The sequence below is a fragment of the Petralouisia sp. genome (assembly GCF_056822245.1).
This window is the reverse complement of record NZ_JBQIOP010000001.1, coordinates 33,970-52,014: the sequence shown is the minus strand read 5'-3', so window position 1 is coordinate 52,014 and position 18,045 is coordinate 33,970. Positions and strand designations below refer to the sequence as shown.

General features: G+C 46.6%; 15 protein-coding genes. 9 read left to right on the top strand and 6 right to left on the bottom strand.

What is annotated here, in order from left to right; all coding sequences use genetic code 11:
• Nucleotides 1-44: 44 nt before the first annotated feature.
• Nucleotides 45-485 carry an aspartate carbamoyltransferase regulatory subunit gene (locus tag ACTO17_RS00220; protein ID WP_482556459.1) on the bottom strand — a complete coding sequence of 147 codons (441 nt, stop codon included), beginning with the start codon at nt 483-485 and terminating at the stop codon, nt 45-47.
• Complete coding sequence (gene pyrB, locus ACTO17_RS00215) at nt 479-1,399, bottom strand: aspartate carbamoyltransferase (protein ID WP_172538317.1); 921 nt, start codon at nt 1,397-1,399, stop codon at nt 479-481. The genes ACTO17_RS00220 and pyrB overlap by 7 nt, the downstream gene beginning before the upstream one ends.
• A gap of 324 nt (nt 1,400-1,723) precedes the next feature.
• Here pyrB and ACTO17_RS00210 point away from each other — a divergent pair, with 324 nt between their 5' ends.
• The gene (locus ACTO17_RS00210) at nt 1,724-2,095 is read left to right on the top strand and encodes a PH domain-containing protein (RefSeq protein WP_172538318.1); all 372 of its coding nucleotides are present in this window, start codon (nt 1,724-1,726) and stop codon (nt 2,093-2,095) included.
• 112 nt (nt 2,096-2,207) lie between these two features.
• On the opposite strand, the gene ACTO17_RS00205 is transcribed toward ACTO17_RS00210, so the two are convergent.
• Nucleotides 2,208-2,666 carry a putative ABC transporter permease gene (locus ACTO17_RS00205; protein ID WP_172538319.1) on the bottom strand — a complete coding sequence of 153 codons (459 nt, stop codon included), beginning with the start codon at nt 2,664-2,666 and terminating at the stop codon, nt 2,208-2,210.
• A 181-nt stretch (nt 2,667-2,847) separates the two neighbouring features.
• Here ACTO17_RS00205 and ACTO17_RS00200 point away from each other — a divergent pair, with 181 nt between their 5' ends.
• Entirely contained in the window at nt 2,848-3,483 is a 636-nt protein-coding gene (locus ACTO17_RS00200; RefSeq protein WP_482556458.1) for a hypothetical protein, read from the top strand.
• 195 nt (nt 3,484-3,678) lie between these two features.
• Here ACTO17_RS00200 and larC read toward each other — a convergent pair whose 3' ends face one another.
• Together larC and larB are read right to left on the bottom strand one after the other, a co-directional pair.
• Nucleotides 3,679-5,082, bottom strand: coding sequence for a nickel pincer cofactor biosynthesis protein LarC (gene larC, locus ACTO17_RS00195; protein ID WP_482556457.1), 1,404 nt, complete (start codon nt 5,080-5,082; stop codon nt 3,679-3,681).
• Complete coding sequence (gene larB / locus ACTO17_RS00190) at nt 5,079-5,840, bottom strand: nickel pincer cofactor biosynthesis protein LarB (RefSeq protein WP_482556456.1); 762 nt, start codon at nt 5,838-5,840, stop codon at nt 5,079-5,081. The genes larC and larB overlap by 4 nt, the downstream gene beginning before the upstream one ends.
• Before the next feature lie 430 nt (nt 5,841-6,270).
• Between larB and ACTO17_RS00185 the strand changes: the two genes are divergently transcribed.
• The 4 genes from ACTO17_RS00185 (at nt 6,271) to recQ (ending at nt 13,016) form a co-directional block, all read left to right on the top strand.
• Complete coding sequence (locus tag ACTO17_RS00185; protein WP_172538323.1) at nt 6,271-6,498, top strand: HPr family phosphocarrier protein; 228 nt, start codon at nt 6,271-6,273, stop codon at nt 6,496-6,498.
• Between the two features lie 175 nt (nt 6,499-6,673).
• Nucleotides 6,674-9,025 carry an ATP-dependent DNA helicase gene (locus tag ACTO17_RS00180; RefSeq protein ID WP_482556455.1) on the top strand — a complete coding sequence of 784 codons (2,352 nt, stop codon included), beginning with the start codon at nt 6,674-6,676 and terminating at the stop codon, nt 9,023-9,025.
• 78 nt (nt 9,026-9,103) lie between these two features.
• Nucleotides 9,104-10,666 (top strand): ATP-binding protein, encoded by a 1,563-nt coding sequence (locus tag ACTO17_RS00175; RefSeq protein WP_482556454.1) that lies wholly within the window; start codon nt 9,104-9,106, stop codon nt 10,664-10,666.
• Between the two features lie 91 nt (nt 10,667-10,757).
• Nucleotides 10,758-13,016 (top strand): DNA helicase RecQ, encoded by a 2,259-nt coding sequence (recQ, locus tag ACTO17_RS00170; protein ID WP_482556453.1) that lies wholly within the window; start codon nt 10,758-10,760, stop codon nt 13,014-13,016.
• A gap of 45 nt (nt 13,017-13,061) precedes the next feature.
• Here recQ and ACTO17_RS00165 read toward each other — a convergent pair whose 3' ends face one another.
• A complete protein-coding gene (locus ACTO17_RS00165; RefSeq protein ID WP_172539071.1) occupies nt 13,062-13,907 on the bottom strand; it encodes an AraC family transcriptional regulator in 846 nt (281 codons plus the stop codon).
• 392 nt (nt 13,908-14,299) lie between these two features.
• Between ACTO17_RS00165 and ACTO17_RS00160 the strand changes: the two genes are divergently transcribed.
• Genes ACTO17_RS00160 through ACTO17_RS00150 form a run of 3 tightly spaced genes read left to right on the top strand, consistent with a single transcriptional unit; the run spans nt 14,300 to nt 17,929 of the window.
• Complete coding sequence (locus ACTO17_RS00160; protein ID WP_482556452.1) at nt 14,300-15,691, top strand: MFS transporter; 1,392 nt, start codon at nt 14,300-14,302, stop codon at nt 15,689-15,691.
• Complete coding sequence (locus ACTO17_RS00155; RefSeq protein WP_172539176.1) at nt 15,678-16,535, top strand: amidohydrolase family protein; 858 nt, start codon at nt 15,678-15,680, stop codon at nt 16,533-16,535. Before ACTO17_RS00160 ends, ACTO17_RS00155 begins: the two co-directional genes overlap by 14 nt.
• Nucleotides 16,536-16,552: 17 nt before the next feature.
• On the top strand, nt 16,553-17,929 hold the full coding sequence (locus ACTO17_RS00150; RefSeq protein WP_482556451.1) for a carboxylesterase/lipase family protein: 1,377 nt from the start codon (nt 16,553-16,555) through the stop codon (nt 17,927-17,929).
• Nucleotides 17,930-18,045: the final 116 nt, after the last annotated feature.

Here is an 18,045-nt window from a genome sequence, read left to right as displayed (position 1 = left end):
TAATACTGATCCGTCGGCAGAAACCTGCAATAAGATTTCTGTATTTACCGTAACTTTTTATGCCCCTTGTATTTCTCCTCGCAGTATTTGCAGCGGTAAGTAGCAGTGGCAGGATCAGTCAGCAGGAAAATCTGATCCAGCTCCTGCTCAATGGAAGTGATGCAGCGGGGATTCTTGCAGCGGACAATATTTTTCACTTCTTTGGGAAGATGAAGTTCCCGCTTTTCCACAATTTTTTCTCCCTTGATGATATTTACCGTGATATTGTGGTCGATAAAGCCCAGGACATCCAGATTTAGATTGTCAATATCGCATTCTACCTTTAAGATGTCTTTTTTGCCCATTTTGTTGCTGCGGGCATTTTTGATGATAGCAACGCAGCAGTCCAGCTGATCCAGTTTTAAATCATCATAGATGGACAGACTGGTGCCGGCCTGAATATGATCTAATACAAAGCCTTCTGTAATTAAACCTACATTTAACATACTTTCACCTCCAGTAATGTGAGAATCAGAGCCATCCGGACATAAACGCCGTACTGTGCCTGCTTGAAATAGGCGGCTCTTGGATCGTCATCCACGTCCACGGATATTTCGTTTACTCTGGGAAGGGGATGCATGACAATCATGTCGTCTTTGGCCAGGGTCATTTTCTTCCGATCCAAAATGTAGAAATCCTTCATTCTCACGTAATCATCTTCGTTGAAGAACCGTTCCCGCTGTACTCTGGTCATGTACAGGATGTCCAAATCCCCCATAGCGTCCTCCAGACGCTCCACTTCCTGGAAAGCAATATGATTTTTCGTCAGAACATCTTCCCGGATATAGCTTGGAACCCGAAGCTCTTCCGGAGAAATCAGGATAAATTTGATATGGGGATAACGGATTAAAGCGTGAATCAGGGAGTGGACGGTGCGTCCGAATTTCAGATCGCCGCAGAGACCGATGGTTAGATTGTCCAGCCGTCCTTTCAAAGAACGAATGGTAAGCAAATCGGTTAAGGTCTGGGTGGGATGCTGATGTCCGCCGTCTCCGGCATTGATGACAGGAATTGTGGATCTCTGAGATGCTACCAGGGGAGCGCCTTCTTTGGGATGACGCATGGCGCAGATATCTGCATAACTGGAAATTACGCGGATGGTATCGGAAACACTTTCCCCTTTGGATGCGGAACTGCTGTCTGCACTGGAGAATCCAAGAACGCTTCCGCCGAGATTCAGCATGGCGGCTTCAAAACTCAATCTTGTTCTGGTACTGGGTTCATAGAAACAGGTTGCAAGTTTTTTTCCCTCGCATGCTTTGGCATATTTTTGAGGATTCTTTTCAATATCGTTTGCCAGGGTAAGCAGCTTGTCCAGCTCCTCCACAGACAAATCCAGCGGACTCATTAAATGTTGCATATTTTTCCTCCTGAAATTAAATAGTATGAATCATGGGTTTTGAATATCATATAACAGAAGGGTGTAAAATGCAAGCATAATCCGCAGGAAGATGCATATTCCTTACCGTATTTCTGCTCCGGGGATTCTTCCATTGCAAGAACGGGGAAAATATGGTAAACTGCCATCATACTCAGCCTGCCGTCCGGCGGGCCGCATGGCCATCCAAACTATGGAAGCCAAGGGCTTTCATAGTAAACTGCCATCATGCTCAGCCTGCCGTCCGGCGGGCCGCATGGCCATCCAAACTATGGAAGTCAAATTGAGGAATAGAGAGGTGTTTTTATGAACAGCGAAAGAGAATATCAGGAGAGGAAGCGAATTTTGTTTTTCGGGCTTCCGTGGACGTTTACAAAATATACGATAGGAAAGGAAATCCTTACCGTGAATACAGGCCTTTTAAAGACAGAGGAAAATTACTGTTATCTGTACAAAATACAGGACGTGAAAATGACCACTACTTTAATAGAGCGTATATTCGGCCTGTCAACTATTACCTGCTATACCGGAGATGTGACCCATCCCCAGCTTGTTTTGCTGCATATCAAACATGCCAGGGAGATTAAGGATTTTATTCTGGAAACGGCCGAGGAAGCCAGACAGAAGAGAAGAACCATGAATACCTTAGATATCGGAGCGGAGGATATGGAGGTATAGAGCGAACCGTCTATCGCTGCCGGGCCTGTAAAGTCTGTGTGTGAAAGGGAAATCCGGCAGTTCTCTTTTACGAACAGTCCGGCCATTCAAACGCGGGCGTTTAAAAGAGTTTTTACGGCAGTTCTGTTTTACGGACGATCCAGCCATTCAAACATGGGCGTTTAACAGGGCTTTTTTCCTTGCGGACAGAAGGCTTTGTCAGCAGTTTTTCAAAAACAAGGCCGGCCATCATCCATAAAGGGGTATAGTCCAGCCGTATGACGCCTCTGATATTGGCAGGGGAGCCGCTGTAGTCCCAGGGGCACATCTGATGTTTTTTCAGGATGCTGCCGCTGACATATTCCCCCAGAAAGATAAAGCAGGAATAGAAAAATGCCCGCAGCAGCGCAGGGAGGCGCTGAAGCAGACGGCAGACAGGTTTGAGAAAGGCAGCCATGCCGTAGATGGGAAACATCCAGAGGGAGGTTCTGCCCATAAGCTGCAGTTCGCGTCTGCGGAAGGAGCCGAAGGAAGTGAACAGTATTTCCAGGCACCATCCGGCAAATCCGCAGAGAAGAAAATTTTTTTTCATGTCGGCCTCCTTTGAAGCGTGGCGGAAAATCATCTTGGGGACGAGAGAATCATTGGATTATTATGCCGGATATTCTGCGTTTTATTCAGTAAGGCTGAAATTTTCTTAAAAAAAGATTGACGGGACAGGCAAAAGAGATTACTATAGTAATGTAGCTAAATTTACGAAAAGGAGTAATGTTATGAAGAGAATGAGAAAAGTAGCCTTACTGTTAGTTGCAGTTTTGGCAGCAGCAATGTTAGGAGGGTGCGGCAGTTCTTTTGATGCCAGCGGTTATGTGAAAGCTTTGTTGGATAATTCCTACAAGGGTGATTCAGCAGAATTTGTAGAGCAGAAGGTGGGCACGAAAGAGGAAGCTGAGAAGCTGTATGAAGAAGGCATTGATACGGAAATGTCAACCATGACAACCGGTATCACAATTTCTGAAGAGCTGGAAGGAGAGTTCAGACAGGTAGTTCAGGACGTGTACAAAAATGTGAAGTATACGGTTGGGGATGCAACAAAGAAAGATGATGTTTACGAAGTAGAAGTAAAATGCCAGAAGATGGATATTTTTGCGCCTACTATGGAAAAATTCTATGCAGCAATTGAGGCATATGACGGAGACACTACCGATGAAGATGCATTAAATGAGCAGGTTGTAATTATGCTGAGAGATGCATTTAAAGACGCACTGGCAAACGTGTCTTATGAAGACGAGCAGAGCGTTACCGTTCGTGTAGAACTGAAAGATAAAGTTTGGACTCCGAATGAAGATGATATTGTAAAACTGCAGGAGAGCCTGTTTGATACAGAAGCAGCGTCATCCATACAGTAAACCGGCATTTTGCCGAAAATTCGGTTCGGGCAGCAGGTAAGTACATAAGAGCCTTTATCCTATGGATAAAGGCTCTTTTTCTGTACAAAACGGCAGTTCCGACGTATCCGGAGAAAAGATGGGACAGCCCCATGGATGGCCATGCGGCCTGCCGGATGTCAGGCTGAGCATGATGGGGGTTAATGGAAAGATGCGTCACCCCTGCATCCGGCGGCAGGCCTCCAGAACTGCTTCCTGTACTTTTGCGAAAGGAACTTTGCACTGCCGTGCGGCAGCCGCCACATCTTCGTATTCCGGTTTGCACTTGTGAATGCCGTAGCCGGTGCTGATTTTTACAGTGATTTCACCGTAAGGGGTGCGGACTTTCCGAAACTGGGCGTCCAGGGTTCTCCGGTAGCAGGGCTGAATCCGGATGCCCCGGGTGGTGGTATGGGTCAGAATCAGCCTGCTGAAACGGCTCTCCTCCTCTAAATTGCACAGGCAGGTGAGAAGAAGCCCGGTGCGGTTTTTCTTCATATGAATGGGTGTGGTAAATACATCTAATGCTCCTGCCTCCATCAGAAGGTTTACCGCGTAGGAAACGGCCTCCGGCGTCATATCGTCCAGGTTGCAGGAAAGCTCTAAAATCTGGTCCAGGCTGTGAAACTGTTCGGTGTAAAAATCAGGGTGGGTTTCCTCCTCTGTCATACGGGTCAGGGGCCGTCCGGAATAAGAATCCGGAAGCTGTCTGGGGGAAGGAACCGGCAGAATGCTCATATTGCCCTGGAATGCCCGCAGGCAGTTGGCAGAGGGAAAATCTCTGGTTCCCATGCCGTAACCGGTTTTTTCCACAGCCATAGGCGGCATGGCGGTAAACTGGCTGACGAAGTGTTTCAGCAGTGCGGCTCCGGTGGGAGTGCAGAGTTCACCCTCAATCGTTCCGCCGTAAATGGGAACGTCTTTTAAGATTTCCGCTGTGGCAGGCGCAGGAACCGGCAGAATTCCGTGAGCGCAGCGGACGCTTCCGCTTCCCACATGGATGGGTGAGGCAAGAATCTGCTCCGGATTCAGAATTTCCAGAAGCATGCAGCATCCAACCACATCCATCAGCGCATCCAATGTTCCCACTTCGTGGAAATGAATCTGGGAAATATCTGTATGATGGGCAGAGCTTTCTGCTTCGCCGATAAGGCCATAGACTGCTTTTGCGTGTTCTCTGATCGAAACGGAAACCGGAAGGCTGTCAATCTGCGCAAGCATTTCCGGATAGCTTGTGTGCAGTGTATGGCCGTGCAGGTGGGAGTGGGCCTGGGGGCTGTCAGTATGGTGCACATGGGAATGTCCTTCAGGGCTGTCCATGTGGTGTTCATGGAGATGGACGTGTTCATGTTCGGGAGAATCAGAAGTATCCGTTTGCCCTAAAATGACAACATTCATTTTCGTTCCCCAGATTCCGCATTTCTCAGAAGGAACGGCCTTTATCATAAGTTTGTCAGGAAACAGGCTGTTCATGGAGTCTAAAAATTGCTTTTGTTCTGATTCCGTCAAAAGTTCGTAGAGGGCGCCCATCAGCATATCTCCGGCTGCGCCCATGTTGCATTCAATAAATAATGTTTTCATGTGTTATTACCTCCTATATGATTAATCATGCTGGCCAGATAGCCGGCTCCAAATCCGTTGTCAATATTTACCACGCTGACCCCGCTGGCGCAGGAATTCAGCATGGACAGCAGAGCGGATAATCCCTGGAAATTCGCCCCGTATCCCACGCTGGTGGGAACTGCAATGACCGGGCAGTCGCTTAATCCGCCGATTACGCTGGCAAGGGCTCCCTCCATGCCTGCAACCGCCACAATCACGGTGGCTTTGGAGATGCTGTCCACATGGGAGAGAAGCCTGTGAATGCCGGCCACCCCCACATCGTAGAGCCGCGTGACCCGGTTGCCCATTACTTCGGCGGTGAGGGCAGCTTCCTCTGCAACGGGAATATCGCTGGTGCCTCCGGTGGCCACCAGAATCGTGCCGGAGGCGGTCAGGCGTTCCCTGCGGTTTACAACTCCCGTATGGGAAAGCTTTTCATAGGAAAGGGAGAACCGCTGGGACAGGTATGCGGCAGATTCTTCCGACAGCCGGGTGATCAGAATATTTTCCGGGCAGTGGGACAAAAGAGAATGAAGAATGCCTTCCATCTGTTCCGCTGTTTTGCCGGCGCCGTAAATAACCTCCGGCGCGCCCTGGCGTATTTGTCTGTGATGGTCTATTTTGGCGTATCCCAGATCCTCAAAAGGGCTGATTTTTAATTTTTCATAAGCAGTGTGGATATCAAGAGCGCCCTCCTGCACCTTTTGTAAAATGGATAACATGTGTTGTGACTTCATGGCATTCTCCTTTCCCCGTGTTTATATTATAATGTTCTGAATTGTTACGAATAATTATAAAATTTTATCACAAAATAGTCAAGGAAGCATTCAGAAGCCGGGAAATCAAATGATTTTGCATGTTATGAGCAAAATCCAATATTTTTCAAATATGGAAGAATGCACAAAAATCTGGAAAAATCAGGGGAAAACATGGAAAAATGCATAATTAAGAAAAAAGGGCTTTGGGAAATAGGTACCTGAAAATTGTGATTTTTACAGAGAAAAAAGGGTGTTTTGCAAAGGAAAACTGGTTGTTTTTTGTGTTTTTTACTAACTGGAAAGAAAAAACGCAGAGTTGACAAAATGGAAAAATGATGGCATAATTTGCCACAAGTTCAGATGAGAACTTAACCGTAATCCAATGTTTTAAGAAAGGATGGTAAAAAAGATGAATGAGAAAGTTATTAAATTAGCAGATGTTGAAGAAGTATGTGATTTTGTTCGTGCTGCTGGCATGTGTGATTTTGATATAGATATTTCAGACCAGCGCATGGTAATTGACGCCAAATCCATCTTAGGAGTGATGGGACTGGGCATAAGAAAAGAACTGACCGTGAAATACGGCGGAGAGGATCTCTCCTTTGAAAATGTGTTGAATAAGTATGCAGTAGCGTAAATTGGATTGCGATTGACGCCGGGCTTTGTTCGGCAGAGTTCCGGCAGCCAGAAAATTAAAACAACAGAATAGACAAACGTCCCAAAAAGATGCATAATAAGTTATGCATCTTTTTTTGTGCAGCGGCCGGGAAACATTTTGGGCTGATTAACAAGTGAAGGGAAACAGAAACAGCATGGAACAAATTAAAATTTCCGTGAGAAATCTGGTGGAATTTATTCTGCGCTCCGGCGATATTGATAACCGCCGCGGCAGGGCGGCTCAAAAGGAAGCCATGCAGGAGGGCAGCAAAATTCACCGGAAAATCCAAAGGAGGATGGGGGCTTCCTATCAGCCGGAGGTGTCTCTGAAAATAGAGCTGAAGCGGCAGAAGTACCTTTTGATGATTGAAGGCAGGGCGGACGGCATCATTGAAGAGGAAGAACAGGTGACCGTGGACGAAATCAAAGGCATTTTTCAGGATGTGAATTTATTGGAGGGGCCGGCGGGAGTGCATCTGGCCCAGGCAAAATGTTATGCCTATATTGTGGCGTTGCAGCGGCAGCTTTCTGAAATTTCCGTGCAGATGACCTACTGCAATCTGGATACGGAAGAGATCCGAAGATTCCGGGAGCAGTATTCTTTTGAAGAACTGAAAGAGTGGTTTGAAGGATTGATTGCGGCTTATGAAAAATGGGCAGATTTTCAATATGAGGCAAAGGTGGAGCGGAACGCTTCCATTGCAGGACTGGAATTTCCGTTTCCTTACCGGGAGGGGCAGAAAAAACTGGCGGGAGATGTGTACCGTACCATTAACCGGAAGAAAATTCTGTTTATCCAGGCGCCCACAGGAACCGGAAAAACCATTACCACAGTGTTTCCGGCTGTGAAGGCGGTGGGGGAGGAGCTGGCGGATAAAATTTTTTATTTGACCGCCAAAACCATCACCCGAACAGTGGCGAAGGAGGCATTTGATTTGCTGCGCAGCCGGGGGTATCAGGGGCGCGTTATAACGATTACGGCCAAGGAAAAGCTGTGTTTCTGCGAAGAAATGGACTGCAATCCTGAACATTGCATTTATGCAAAGGGCCATTACGATCGGGTCAATGACGCGGTGTTTGACCTGCTGCTGAAGGAACGCGATATTACAAGGGAGGCGCTTCTTACACAGGCGGAGCAGTTTCAGGTCTGCCCCTTTGAACTTTGTCTGGATGTGTCTCTCTGGACAGATGTGATTATCTGTGATTACAATTATCTGTTTGATCCCAATGTATACCTGAAGCGTTTCTTTTCTGAGGGGATCAAAGGGGATTATCTGTTTTTGGTGGACGAGGCCCACAATCTGGTAGACCGGGCCAGGGAGATGTACAGCGCAGTACTGTACAAAGAAGATTTCCTGCAATTGAAAAAAGTGATGAAAACACACAGCAGAAAATGCGCCCAGGCATTGGAGCGGTGCAATAAACACATGCTGGAGCTGAAGCGCCAGTGCGAGGATTACCAGGTGCTGGACGGCATCGGGGATCTGGTGTTTTCTCTGATGAAGCTTGGAGCAGCCCTGGATGAGTTTTTTCAGAAGGACAGCAGCTTTCCGGAGAAAAAGGATCTGCAGGAGTTTTATCTTAAGGTGCGGCATTTTCTGAATATGTATGACCGGGCCGATGAAAATTATGTGGTTTATACCGAACAGGAAAGGGAAAAACGGTTTAAGCTGAAACTGTTCTGCGTGAATCCGGCAGTCAATCTCCAGGAATGTCTGGAAAAGGGCAGAAGCGCCGTGTTCTTTTCCGCCACGCTGCTGCCCATCCAGTATTATAAGAAGCTGCTCAGCACCGGGGAGGACAATTATGCGGTGTATGCCACAACGGTGTTTGAGCAGAGCCAGAGGTTTTTGGCCGTGGGAACCGACGTAAGCAGTAAATACACCAGACGGAATCAGCAGGAATTTCAGCGGATTGCCGCGTATATTTATGAAACGGCAAAAGCGAAAACGGGAAATTACATGGTATTCTTTCCTTCCTATAAGATGATGCAGCAGGTGTGGGAGGTTTTTCAGGAGCGGGAAGGCCTTTTGGAAGAGATGGACAGTATTTGTCAGGAAAGCGGAATGACAGAAGAGGAGCGGGAACTGTTTCTGAACCATTTTTCCGGGCATCGGGAGAAAACGCTGATCGGGTTTTGCGTAATGGGAGGAATTTTTGCAGAAGGCATTGATTTGAAAGGGGAATCTTTAATCGGCGTTTTGATTGTGGGAACGGGACTGCCGCAAATCAGCAATGAACGGGAGATTCTGAAACAGTTTTACGATGAAAGCGAAGGAGCCGGGTTCGAATATGCCTTCCGGTATCCCGGGATGAATAAAGTCCTGCAGGCGGCAGGCCGGGTGATCCGAACCGGAGAGGACCGGGGCGTAATTCTTTTGCTGGACGAGCGTTTTCTGGAGGAGGGTTACCAGAGGCTTTTTCCCAGAGAATGGGAGGATTGCCGGTGTGTGACGCTGAATGAGGTGCGGGGCGCCGTGGAAGGCTTCTTTGCTATGGGGCCGTAGTTCACGGATCGCAGGCCTGCTTATAGATTCTTTATAATAGCGGCAGTTTAGAAATAATGTGAAAGTATGAGGAGAATGATGGCAAAACAAAAAAAGTTTAATATTACTGGAATTTGTGTTCCTGATTTGCATTATATGGTAGATACTGGAGATAAACTCAATGAGATCATACACGATTATATTGAGTGCAATGAATATTTTATGATTAATCGAGCCAGACAATATGGGAAATCCACAACACTGGAATTACTGTATGCCCGTCTGAAAAAGGATTATATCGTTTTAGATATCAGTTTTGAAGCGGCGGAGGATTGTTTCACCTCTGTGTCTGCCATGGCGCAGGGAGTTGTAAATAAAATTTCCCGGGCGCTGGCTGAGAACAATGTGCCAGATCAGCTGACAGAGATTTGGAATGAACCTGTTTCAACGGAATTACCGCTGGATTCATTGAGTGTTAAAATTTCCAGTTTTTGCAGAGCCAGTGAAAAAGAAGTTATTTTTATGGTGGATGAAGTAGACAAAGCTGCAGACAATCAGATATTCCTCAGTTTTTTAGGGCTGCTCAGGGAAAAATACTTAAAACGCAGCGCAGGACGGGACTGTACCTTCAAAAGTGTGATTTTAGCAGGGGTTCATGATATTAAAAATTTGAAAATGAAGCTGCACCCGGGGCAGATAGGCCATTATAACAGTCCATGGAACATTGCAGCAGATTTTCAGGTGAATATGAGTTTTGAAGCGGCGGGCATTGAGAATATGCTGACAGAGTATGAGCAGGATCGGGAAACGGGTATGAATATTGCAGAGATGTCAGAACTGATCTTTGACTATACTTCCGGTTATCCCTTTTTGGTTTCCTATATCTGTAAATTGTTGGATGAAAAGAAATATTCATGGACAAGGGAGGGGCTTCAGGAAGCAGTAAAAATATTAGTCAAGGGCCCGAATACGTTGTATGACGATATGATAAAACAGGTGACAGAGTATCAGGAACTCAGCAGGATGCTGCAGAATATCCTTTTTCGGGGGATGGAATATCCTTTTCATGAATATAACCAAGTAATTAATATCGGGAAAATGCTGGGTTTTATTGAGGATAAAGAAGGGATTGCAGTGGTATCCAACAGAATTTTTGAGATGCAGCTTTATAGCTATTTTATTGCGGAGGAATTTTCCAAAAATTTAATTTTGGACAGTCAGATTCCGGATAAAAATCAGTTTATTCAAAATGGCATGTTGGATATGGATCTGGTTATGAGTAAATTTTATGAGTATTACAATTCATTGTACCGGCAGGAAGATGACAGATTTATGGAAGAGAACGGCAGGAAAATATTTTTAATTTACCTGAAACCGATTATTAACGGAGCCGGCAATTTTTATATTGAAGCTGAAACGAGAGATAAAATGCGGACAGATATTGTGATAGATTACAGGGGAATACAGTATATTATTGAAACAAAGATATGGCGGGGAAAGGCATATCATGCGGACGGCAAAGAACAGCTTTGGAATTATCTGGAACAGTATCGCCTGGAAAAGGGCTACATGCTGATTTTTAATTTTAACAGAAAGAAAAACAACGCAGGCATCAAAGAAACAGTTTATAAAGGGAAAATAATTTTAGAGGTAGTAGTGTAAATATAGCGGAGGCTGCCGCAAAATCCATGGGTTTTGTTTTACGGCAGTTCCGTCAGCAGAGATTTTAACAGGAAGGAAACCCAAAACCAATATGAATAAATATGAAATTTTAAAAAAATATTTCGGCTACAGCCAATTCCGGAAGGGGCAGGAAACATTGATAGACGCCATTCTCTCAGGCCGGGACGCTCTGGGCATTATGCCCACCGGCGCAGGAAAATCATTGTGTTACCAGATACCGGCGCTGCTTCTGCCCGGTATCACGATTGTCATTTCGCCCCTCATTTCTCTTATGAAAGATCAGGTTCAGACGCTGAATCAGGCGGGAATCCATGCCGCATACATCAACAGTTCTTTAACGGAAAATCAAATTACGAAAGCGCTGCAGCTGGCCGCAGGGGGTGTTTATAAGATCATCTATGCGGCACCGGAACGCCTGGAGACTTACGGGTTTCTGGAATTTGCAAGGCAGGCGGAAATTTCCATGCTGACGGTGGACGAGGCCCACTGTATTTCCCAGTGGGGACAGGATTTCAGGCCCAGCTATCTGAAGATTGTCCAGTTTCTCCGGCAGCTGGAAAAACGGCCCATTGTCAGCGCGTTTACCGCAACGGCTACAGAGTATGTGCGGGAGGATATTATCTGCGTCCTTGGACTGAAGGAGCCGGAATACCTGGTGACGGGATTTGACCGGCAAAATCTGTATTTCGCAGTGGAAACGCCCAGGCAGAAGGACAGGTTTGTGCTGGATTACATAAAAGCCCACCCAAAAGACAGCGGCATTATCTACTGCTCCACCAGGAAAAATGTGGACGCCCTTTTTGAAAAAATGCAGGAATTGTCCATTCCCTCTGCCAGATACCACGCCGGAATGGGACAGGAGGCGCGCAGACAAAGCCAGGAGGATTTTGTATATGACAGATGCCCGGTGATGGCCGCCACCAATGCCTTCGGCATGGGGATTGACAAGTCCAATGTCCGTTATGTCATCCACTACAATATGCCCCAAAGCCTGGAAAACTATTATCAGGAGGCCGGCAGGGCCGGCCGGGACGGGGAAGCGGCGGAATGCATTCTTTTGTATTCGCCCCAGGATGTGCTGATTAATCAGTTTCTCATTGAAAGCAAGGAAGAAAATCCGGAGTTTGATGAAGAGGAGCTTGCGGCTATCCGGGAGAAGGACGCTGAGCGGCTGCGGATTATGAATTATTACTGCCTGTCTGCAAAATGCCTCCGCACCTATATTTTAAATTATTTCGGGGAACAAAGCTTCGGAGACTGCCAGAACTGCAGCAATTGCCGGAAAGAATATGAAGAAACAGACCGGACGGCGGAGGCCGGGAAAATTATTTCTTGCGTCCGGGAGCTTCGGGGCAGGTACGGCATCAACGTGACGGCAGGCACCCTGGCAGGAGGGAACCGGGCAAAGCTGCGGGAATATGGCATGGCTGCGTATGCTTCTTACGGAACCCTAACGGAGCTTGGAGAGCCGGGAATCAAAGGGCTGATCAACCAGATGCTGACGGAGGGATATCTGACAGTTACGGCTGATAAATATGCGCTGCTGCGGCTGACAGACAAGTCCTGGGAGCTTTTGCAGGGAAACCAGACTTTTACAGTAAGGGAAGTGAAAGGGGAAAATGCCCTGCTGCCGGAACAGGCCGCCGCTTCCCCTTCCAGACGCAAATCAGATATTCTGAACTCGAAGGGACTGGAATTGTTTGACCGGCTCCGGGGCCTGCGCAGTGAAATTGCAAGGCGGGAGGGAATGCCGCCCTATATTATTTTCTCCGACAAAACACTGGTGGATATGTGTATCTGCCTGCCCTTTAACCGGGAAGAAATGTTGAAAGTAAACGGCGTAGGAGAGCATAAATTTGAAAAGTACGGGGAGCTGTTTTTGGAGGAAATCAAAACCTGTACCGGAGGGGAAAAAGCAAAGCTGTATTTCGGAGAGCCGGAGGAGCTGGCTGGAAACCGGCCGGGATTTTCCAAAAAAAAGAGAGAGAAGAAAGAAAAAACAGATTTTTTCCTTTCCAGAGAACAAGCAAAGCTGTTTCCCTATACGGAAAAATATCTTGCGCCGGAGCTGGCGGTGCAGCTTAATGAGCTGCGGAATTCCGATGCGGTAAAGAAAACCTCGGGAGCTGAAATTATCCGCCGTTCCCAGCAGCAGGGACTGTCAGACGAACAGCTCAGAGATGGAAAACGGCAGAAAATTGTCACAGAACAGGGAAAAGCAGCAGGGCTTTTCCTGGGAGCCAGAATCAGCCAGAAGGGAACGGAGTACCAGGATATTTACTACAATGAACAGGCGCAGCGGATGGTAGTGGAATGGTTTGTGCAGTAATCTGGCGTTTCATCCGGCCAGTCTGATTACGGAACGGATGAAAGGCTAGTACTCTGCAGTGATGGCAGAGGAATGTATCTGGGCGTAATATTTTTTCGGGGAAAGGCCGAATTCTTTTTTGAAGGCGCGGTAAAAACCGGAGTAATCATTGAAGCCCACAGCTTCAGAGATCGTTTCCAGATTCAAATCCTCTGCAAGCATATTTTTGGCCGCATTCAGGCGGATCAGGTTTAAATACTGATGGAACGTGCAGTTGAAATTTTTTTTAAACAGCTTAAGCAACGCTGTTTTTCCGATGTGGAATTCATCGGCAATCGTCTGAATGGTGATTTTTTTACTGTAATTCTTCTTGACATAAGAGATAATATTGTCTATCAGTTCTTTTTTCAATCTTCTTGTGGGGGCGAAATCAATGTCGTGGGCCTCCATCAGTTTTGATAAAAAACAAAGGGTATTTCCCGCCAGAAAAGCATCCGCATAGGGGCTTTCCAGATTTGCTTCTATGGCGTTGTATTCTAAATATCTGCAGAGAAATTCATAGGGCGTGCCGGAGGTTTTAAATAAGGTGGGCCTGTTTAAAATTGTCTTGTAAACATTTTGCGCATGCCATTTGGAGAGGAAAAAATTAATAAAATCTTTGCTGACGCAGGTGATAATGCGTTCATAAGGTTCTGTCAGGGTATGCAGCGCCAGAGGACAATGGGTAAATCCCGGCGGAACAATCAGAATATCTTTTTTTTCAATCTGATACCGCTTGTTATCTGCCAGATACCGGAGCTTTCCCGACAGAAACAGAGAAATTTCATAAAAATCATGGCTGTGGAGGCTGACCACATCGTTTGGCATATTAATATTCCGCACACAGTCCACAAATGCGGAAATCATTTTCATACGCTGAAAAATATCCGGGTCAAGATGACCGGCGGGTCTTTGGGGAGGGCACGGCGGATGGTTTTTTGGCATTTCATAAAATTCATTCAGTCTCATCATATAAATTCCTTTTATCATGTATATCATGGTATCCATTTGTTGAAAAAGTATGCTTAGAGATAAGTATATCGGATGATTTGCCGGCAGTAAATTGCAAAAAGTCTGAAAACATTGCAAAAAGTTCCTTTTGCTGAGCGGTATCCTGAAAGAGGAGACGATTTACAAGAAATCAGAAACTTTTTGCAATTATCACAGCAGATGGTTTTTGGTATATTGTAGCTGTTCAGCGGCGGGATGATTTGCGGGACGGCTCTGAACAATGATTCCAAAAATAAAAAGTAAGGAGAAGGAAAATGACAACCAAAGGAAAAATGATTCGTAAGTTCGGCGTGCGTGATGAAATCGGCTATGTATTCGGCGACATGGCGGGAAGTTTTGTAAACCTGTTCGTAGATGCGTATTTTCTCACATTCTGCACCTATGTACTTGGCGTTGAGGCAGGCTGGATGGCCACTCTGTTTTTGGCAGCGCGCTTATTTGACGCTGTCAATGATCCGATTATCGGTTCATTTCCGGACAGATGGACATTGGGGAAAAGCGGGGACAAATTTAAACCCTGGATTAAATTATTTATGATTCCGCTGGCATTATCAGGCATACTCTGTTTTTGGGGCGTTTCGTTTGAAGGGATCTGGCTGCATGCATGGGTGGCGTTTGTGTACATATTTTATGGAATGAGCTACACCGGAACAAGTATGCCCTTTGGCGCAATGGCAAACGTGGTGACGGACGATCCGATTGACAGAAGTAAATTAAGCCGCGCCCGTTCCATTGGCGGCACAATTGTCGGTATGACGGCGTTAACGATGGTTCCGGTCCTCTGTTTTGATTCAGAAAGTAATATTATGCCGGAAAGGTTTACAATAATTGCCGTTGTTTTCGGGGCGCTTTCTGTGATTTCCTATTTAATGCTCTGCAGCTGCACACAGGAGCGCATTCATGTGGAAGTAAAAGAAGGCGAAAAATTTGAATTTAAAAAAGCCTTATCTGCAGCCGTTAAGAACCGTCCGTTACTGGGCGTGATGCTTGCGACCGTCGGTTCCATGTTATCCATTACAGGCTCCAGCCAGTTAAACAGCTATCTGTTCAAGGAAGTATATCATAGGACGGATGCAATTGCGATTTTATCCCTTGCCACCATTCCGATGATGTTTGTTACATTCCCGCTGATTCCAAGGCTGGTTCGGAAATTCGGGAAACGAAGGGTGATTCTCGTGTCAGCGGTATGGGGAGTGGTGTTTGGCTCTGTGAAACTTTTTATCCGGATTGAAAACGTATATGCGTATATTGTGCTTCATCTCCTGGCGCAGCTGGGGCAGGTGGGATTTGCCATGCTAATCTGGGCGCTGGTTTCTGACTGCCTGGACTACAGTGAATGGAAAAATAATTTCAGAAGCGACGGTTCGATGTATTCTTTATATACATTCAGCCGTAAAATCGGAAGCACGGTTGCATCGGCCGGCGTAGCGGCGGGCCTGAGCTTCATCGGATATGTTTCCGGCAGCAATGTGGTGCAGTCAGACGCAGCCGTTACAGGCATTTATTATCTCTGCAATGCAGTTCCGGTGCTTACCTGCATCCTGGAGCTGATTGGCATCGGTCTGATTTTTAATCTGGATTTAAAGACTACAAACCAGATGTATGAAGAATTAAGCAGGCGGCGGGAAAAATATGAAAAAAATTGATTTGCATTTACATTTGACGTTACATCAGCTTCCGAAACAGGGCAAAATGTTTTTTTCAAGCGCAGAGAATATGCTGCCCCATTTGGAAGAGCTGGGAATTGAAAAGGGGGTTCTGATGTCCGGAGGGGAAAATACGCCTTTTTCTAATAATGAAGAGGTCAGAGCCGTCAGTGAAAGGTTTCCGGACAAATTTGCATGGATGTGCAATCTGGATGAAAAGGATATTGATACTGTTTTCGGCAGGCTTTCAGAATATAAAGCCCAGGGGGCGGTGGGAATCGGCGAGCTGATGCTCAATAAAAGACTGGATCATCCCTTTTTGGAAACTGTTTTTGCGGCGGCGGAACAACTGAAACTGCCGGTGCTGCTTCATATGAGCCCGGAAGAGGGATACAGTTACGGGGTAGTGGATGAACCAGGGCTTCCCCTTTTGGAAAAAATGCTGCAGAAATACCCGAATCTGACAGTGTTAGGACACAGCCAGACTTTTTGGATTGAAATAAGCGCGGATGCGCCAAAGGCAAAAGAAGAGAGAAACCGTTGGGGAGAGGGGCCGGTTGCGCCGGGAGGACGCGTCCCTGCATTATTTGCAAAATATCCCAATCTTTACGGAGATTTGAGTGCAAACAGCGGCGGACAGGCCATTATGCGCGATCCCAAATTCGGTATTCAATTTTTGGAAACTTATGCCGGACGTCTGTTTTTTGCAACTGATATGATAAACAATGAAATGGTGTTTCCTTTGGGAGCATGGTTGGAGGAGCAGGTCGGCAGCGGAGCATTAAGCGCTGAGGCGTATGAGCAAATCTGCTGGAAAAATGCCCGGCGGATCTTTGGATTATAAAAAGGAGGAACGGGAACATGAAAACGCAAATCAAGACGCCCTGCGGTGAAATCCGGGGCGCCGCAGAACAGCGGCCGGGAGTGATTGCATTTAAAGGAATCCGTTATGGAACGGCCGGACGCTTTGAATATCCCAGACTGGTAACTGCCTGGGATGGCATTTATGATGCAACAGAGTATGGAAACTGCAGTTATCAGCCACGGGCGTTTTACGATGAAGGAAAGATGTTGGAAAAAGCCTTTTACTATCAGGAATTCCGTAAAGGGGAACGTTATACTTACAGTGAAGACTGTTTATTTTTAAATATATGGACGCCCAGTGATACAGCGGTAGAAAGCAGGCTGCCGGTGCTTGTGTACATTCATGGAGGCGGCTTTACAGGCGGATGCGGCCATGAAAAACATTTTGACGGCCCCATCTGGCCGGCCAAAGGCGTAATCGGAGTTACCTTGAATTATCGGTTGGGGCCCCTGGGCTTTATATGCCTGCCGGAGCTGAAAGAAGAGGCCGGGCATACAGGAAATTATGGATTATATGATCAGCTGACGGCAATTCAGTGGGTCAAAGCCAATATTAAAGCATTTGGCGGCGATCCGGAAAATATCACGATTATGGGACAGAGCGCAGGCGCTGTAAGCGTGCAGCAGCATTGCATCAGCCCTTTGGCAGAAAACCTGTTTGCAAAAGCCGTAATGAGCAGCGGCGGCGGAGTGAGCCCCGTATTTGATGCAAAGGCGGCGCCGGAAACCAATTATGGGTTCTGGAAAAAGGTGATGGAGCTTGCAGGCTGTGAAACCTTAGAGGAGTTCCGCAAAATTGATGTGGAGAAATTATTTGCGGCATGGAACACAGTTAAATCTGAAAATCCCCGGAATCCAATGTTATGCGGGCCGTGTGTGGACGGCGTGTACCTTATTCAGACAGTTTCTGAGGCGCTCAGCAGTCAGCGGCAGAAAAATATTCCCTATATGCTCGGCAGCACAAGCCATGATATAGCGCCGCCTGTGCTGTTTCAGATGGCAAGAGACTGGTGCGCTAAGCAGGCCGTTCAGGGAAAACAGGAGAGTTACGCCTGGCTGTTTGACCGTATGCTTCCCGGAGATGGAAGAGGCGCATGGCATTCCAGTGATCTCTGGTACTGGTTCGGCACCTTAAAAAATTGCTGGCGGCCCTTTACAGCCCATGATGAAATGCTTTCTGAGGTGATGACGGAGTATTTATGCAATTTTGCAAAAAGCGGCAATCCCAATGGCAGAGGGCTGCCGGAGTGGAAGCCGGTGACTGAGAAAAAAGGTCATGTGCTGCGCTGGGGCGAGGAAGAGATCCGGATGGGTGATGTGGATATGGAATGGCTGTATGAAATCATGAGAACAAATGTTGCAGTGGGCGAGTAATGGCAGGCTCTGATGGTTTTTCTTGAAAAAAACTCTCCGTAATGATACAATTTTTATAATTACAAGTCAGGAACGGTACGGATTATTTCGGTACAGTTCTCAGATAAGCGGAGGGA

What these genes read in the sequence shown, in the direction of transcription:
- ACTO17_RS00220 (WP_482556459.1), bottom strand. Translation starts at nt 485, where the DNA reads ATGTTAAATGTAGGTTTAATTACAGAAGGCTTTGTATTAGATCATATT.
- pyrB (WP_172538317.1), bottom strand. Translation starts at nt 1,399, where the DNA reads ATGCAACATTTAATGAGTCCGCTGGATTTGTCTGTGGAGGAGCTGGAC.
- ACTO17_RS00210 (WP_172538318.1), top strand. Translation starts at nt 1,724, where the DNA reads ATGAACAGCGAAAGAGAATATCAGGAGAGGAAGCGAATTTTGTTTTTC.
- ACTO17_RS00205 (WP_172538319.1), bottom strand. Translation starts at nt 2,666, where the DNA reads ATGAAAAAAAATTTTCTTCTCTGCGGATTTGCCGGATGGTGCCTGGAA.
- ACTO17_RS00200 (WP_482556458.1), top strand. Translation starts at nt 2,848, where the DNA reads ATGAAGAGAATGAGAAAAGTAGCCTTACTGTTAGTTGCAGTTTTGGCA.
- larC (WP_482556457.1), bottom strand. Translation starts at nt 5,082, where the DNA reads ATGAAAACATTATTTATTGAATGCAACATGGGCGCAGCCGGAGATATG.
- larB (WP_482556456.1), bottom strand. Translation starts at nt 5,840, where the DNA reads ATGAAGTCACAACACATGTTATCCATTTTACAAAAGGTGCAGGAGGGC.
- ACTO17_RS00185 (WP_172538323.1), top strand. Translation starts at nt 6,271, where the DNA reads ATGAATGAGAAAGTTATTAAATTAGCAGATGTTGAAGAAGTATGTGAT.
- ACTO17_RS00180 (WP_482556455.1), top strand. Translation starts at nt 6,674, where the DNA reads ATGGAACAAATTAAAATTTCCGTGAGAAATCTGGTGGAATTTATTCTG.
- ACTO17_RS00175 (WP_482556454.1), top strand. Translation starts at nt 9,104, where the DNA reads ATGGCAAAACAAAAAAAGTTTAATATTACTGGAATTTGTGTTCCTGAT.
- recQ (WP_482556453.1), top strand. Translation starts at nt 10,758, where the DNA reads ATGAATAAATATGAAATTTTAAAAAAATATTTCGGCTACAGCCAATTC.
- ACTO17_RS00165 (WP_172539071.1), bottom strand. Translation starts at nt 13,907, where the DNA reads ATGAAAATGATTTCCGCATTTGTGGACTGTGTGCGGAATATTAATATG.
- ACTO17_RS00160 (WP_482556452.1), top strand. Translation starts at nt 14,300, where the DNA reads ATGACAACCAAAGGAAAAATGATTCGTAAGTTCGGCGTGCGTGATGAA.
- ACTO17_RS00155 (WP_172539176.1), top strand. Translation starts at nt 15,678, where the DNA reads ATGAAAAAAATTGATTTGCATTTACATTTGACGTTACATCAGCTTCCG.
- ACTO17_RS00150 (WP_482556451.1), top strand. Translation starts at nt 16,553, where the DNA reads ATGAAAACGCAAATCAAGACGCCCTGCGGTGAAATCCGGGGCGCCGCA.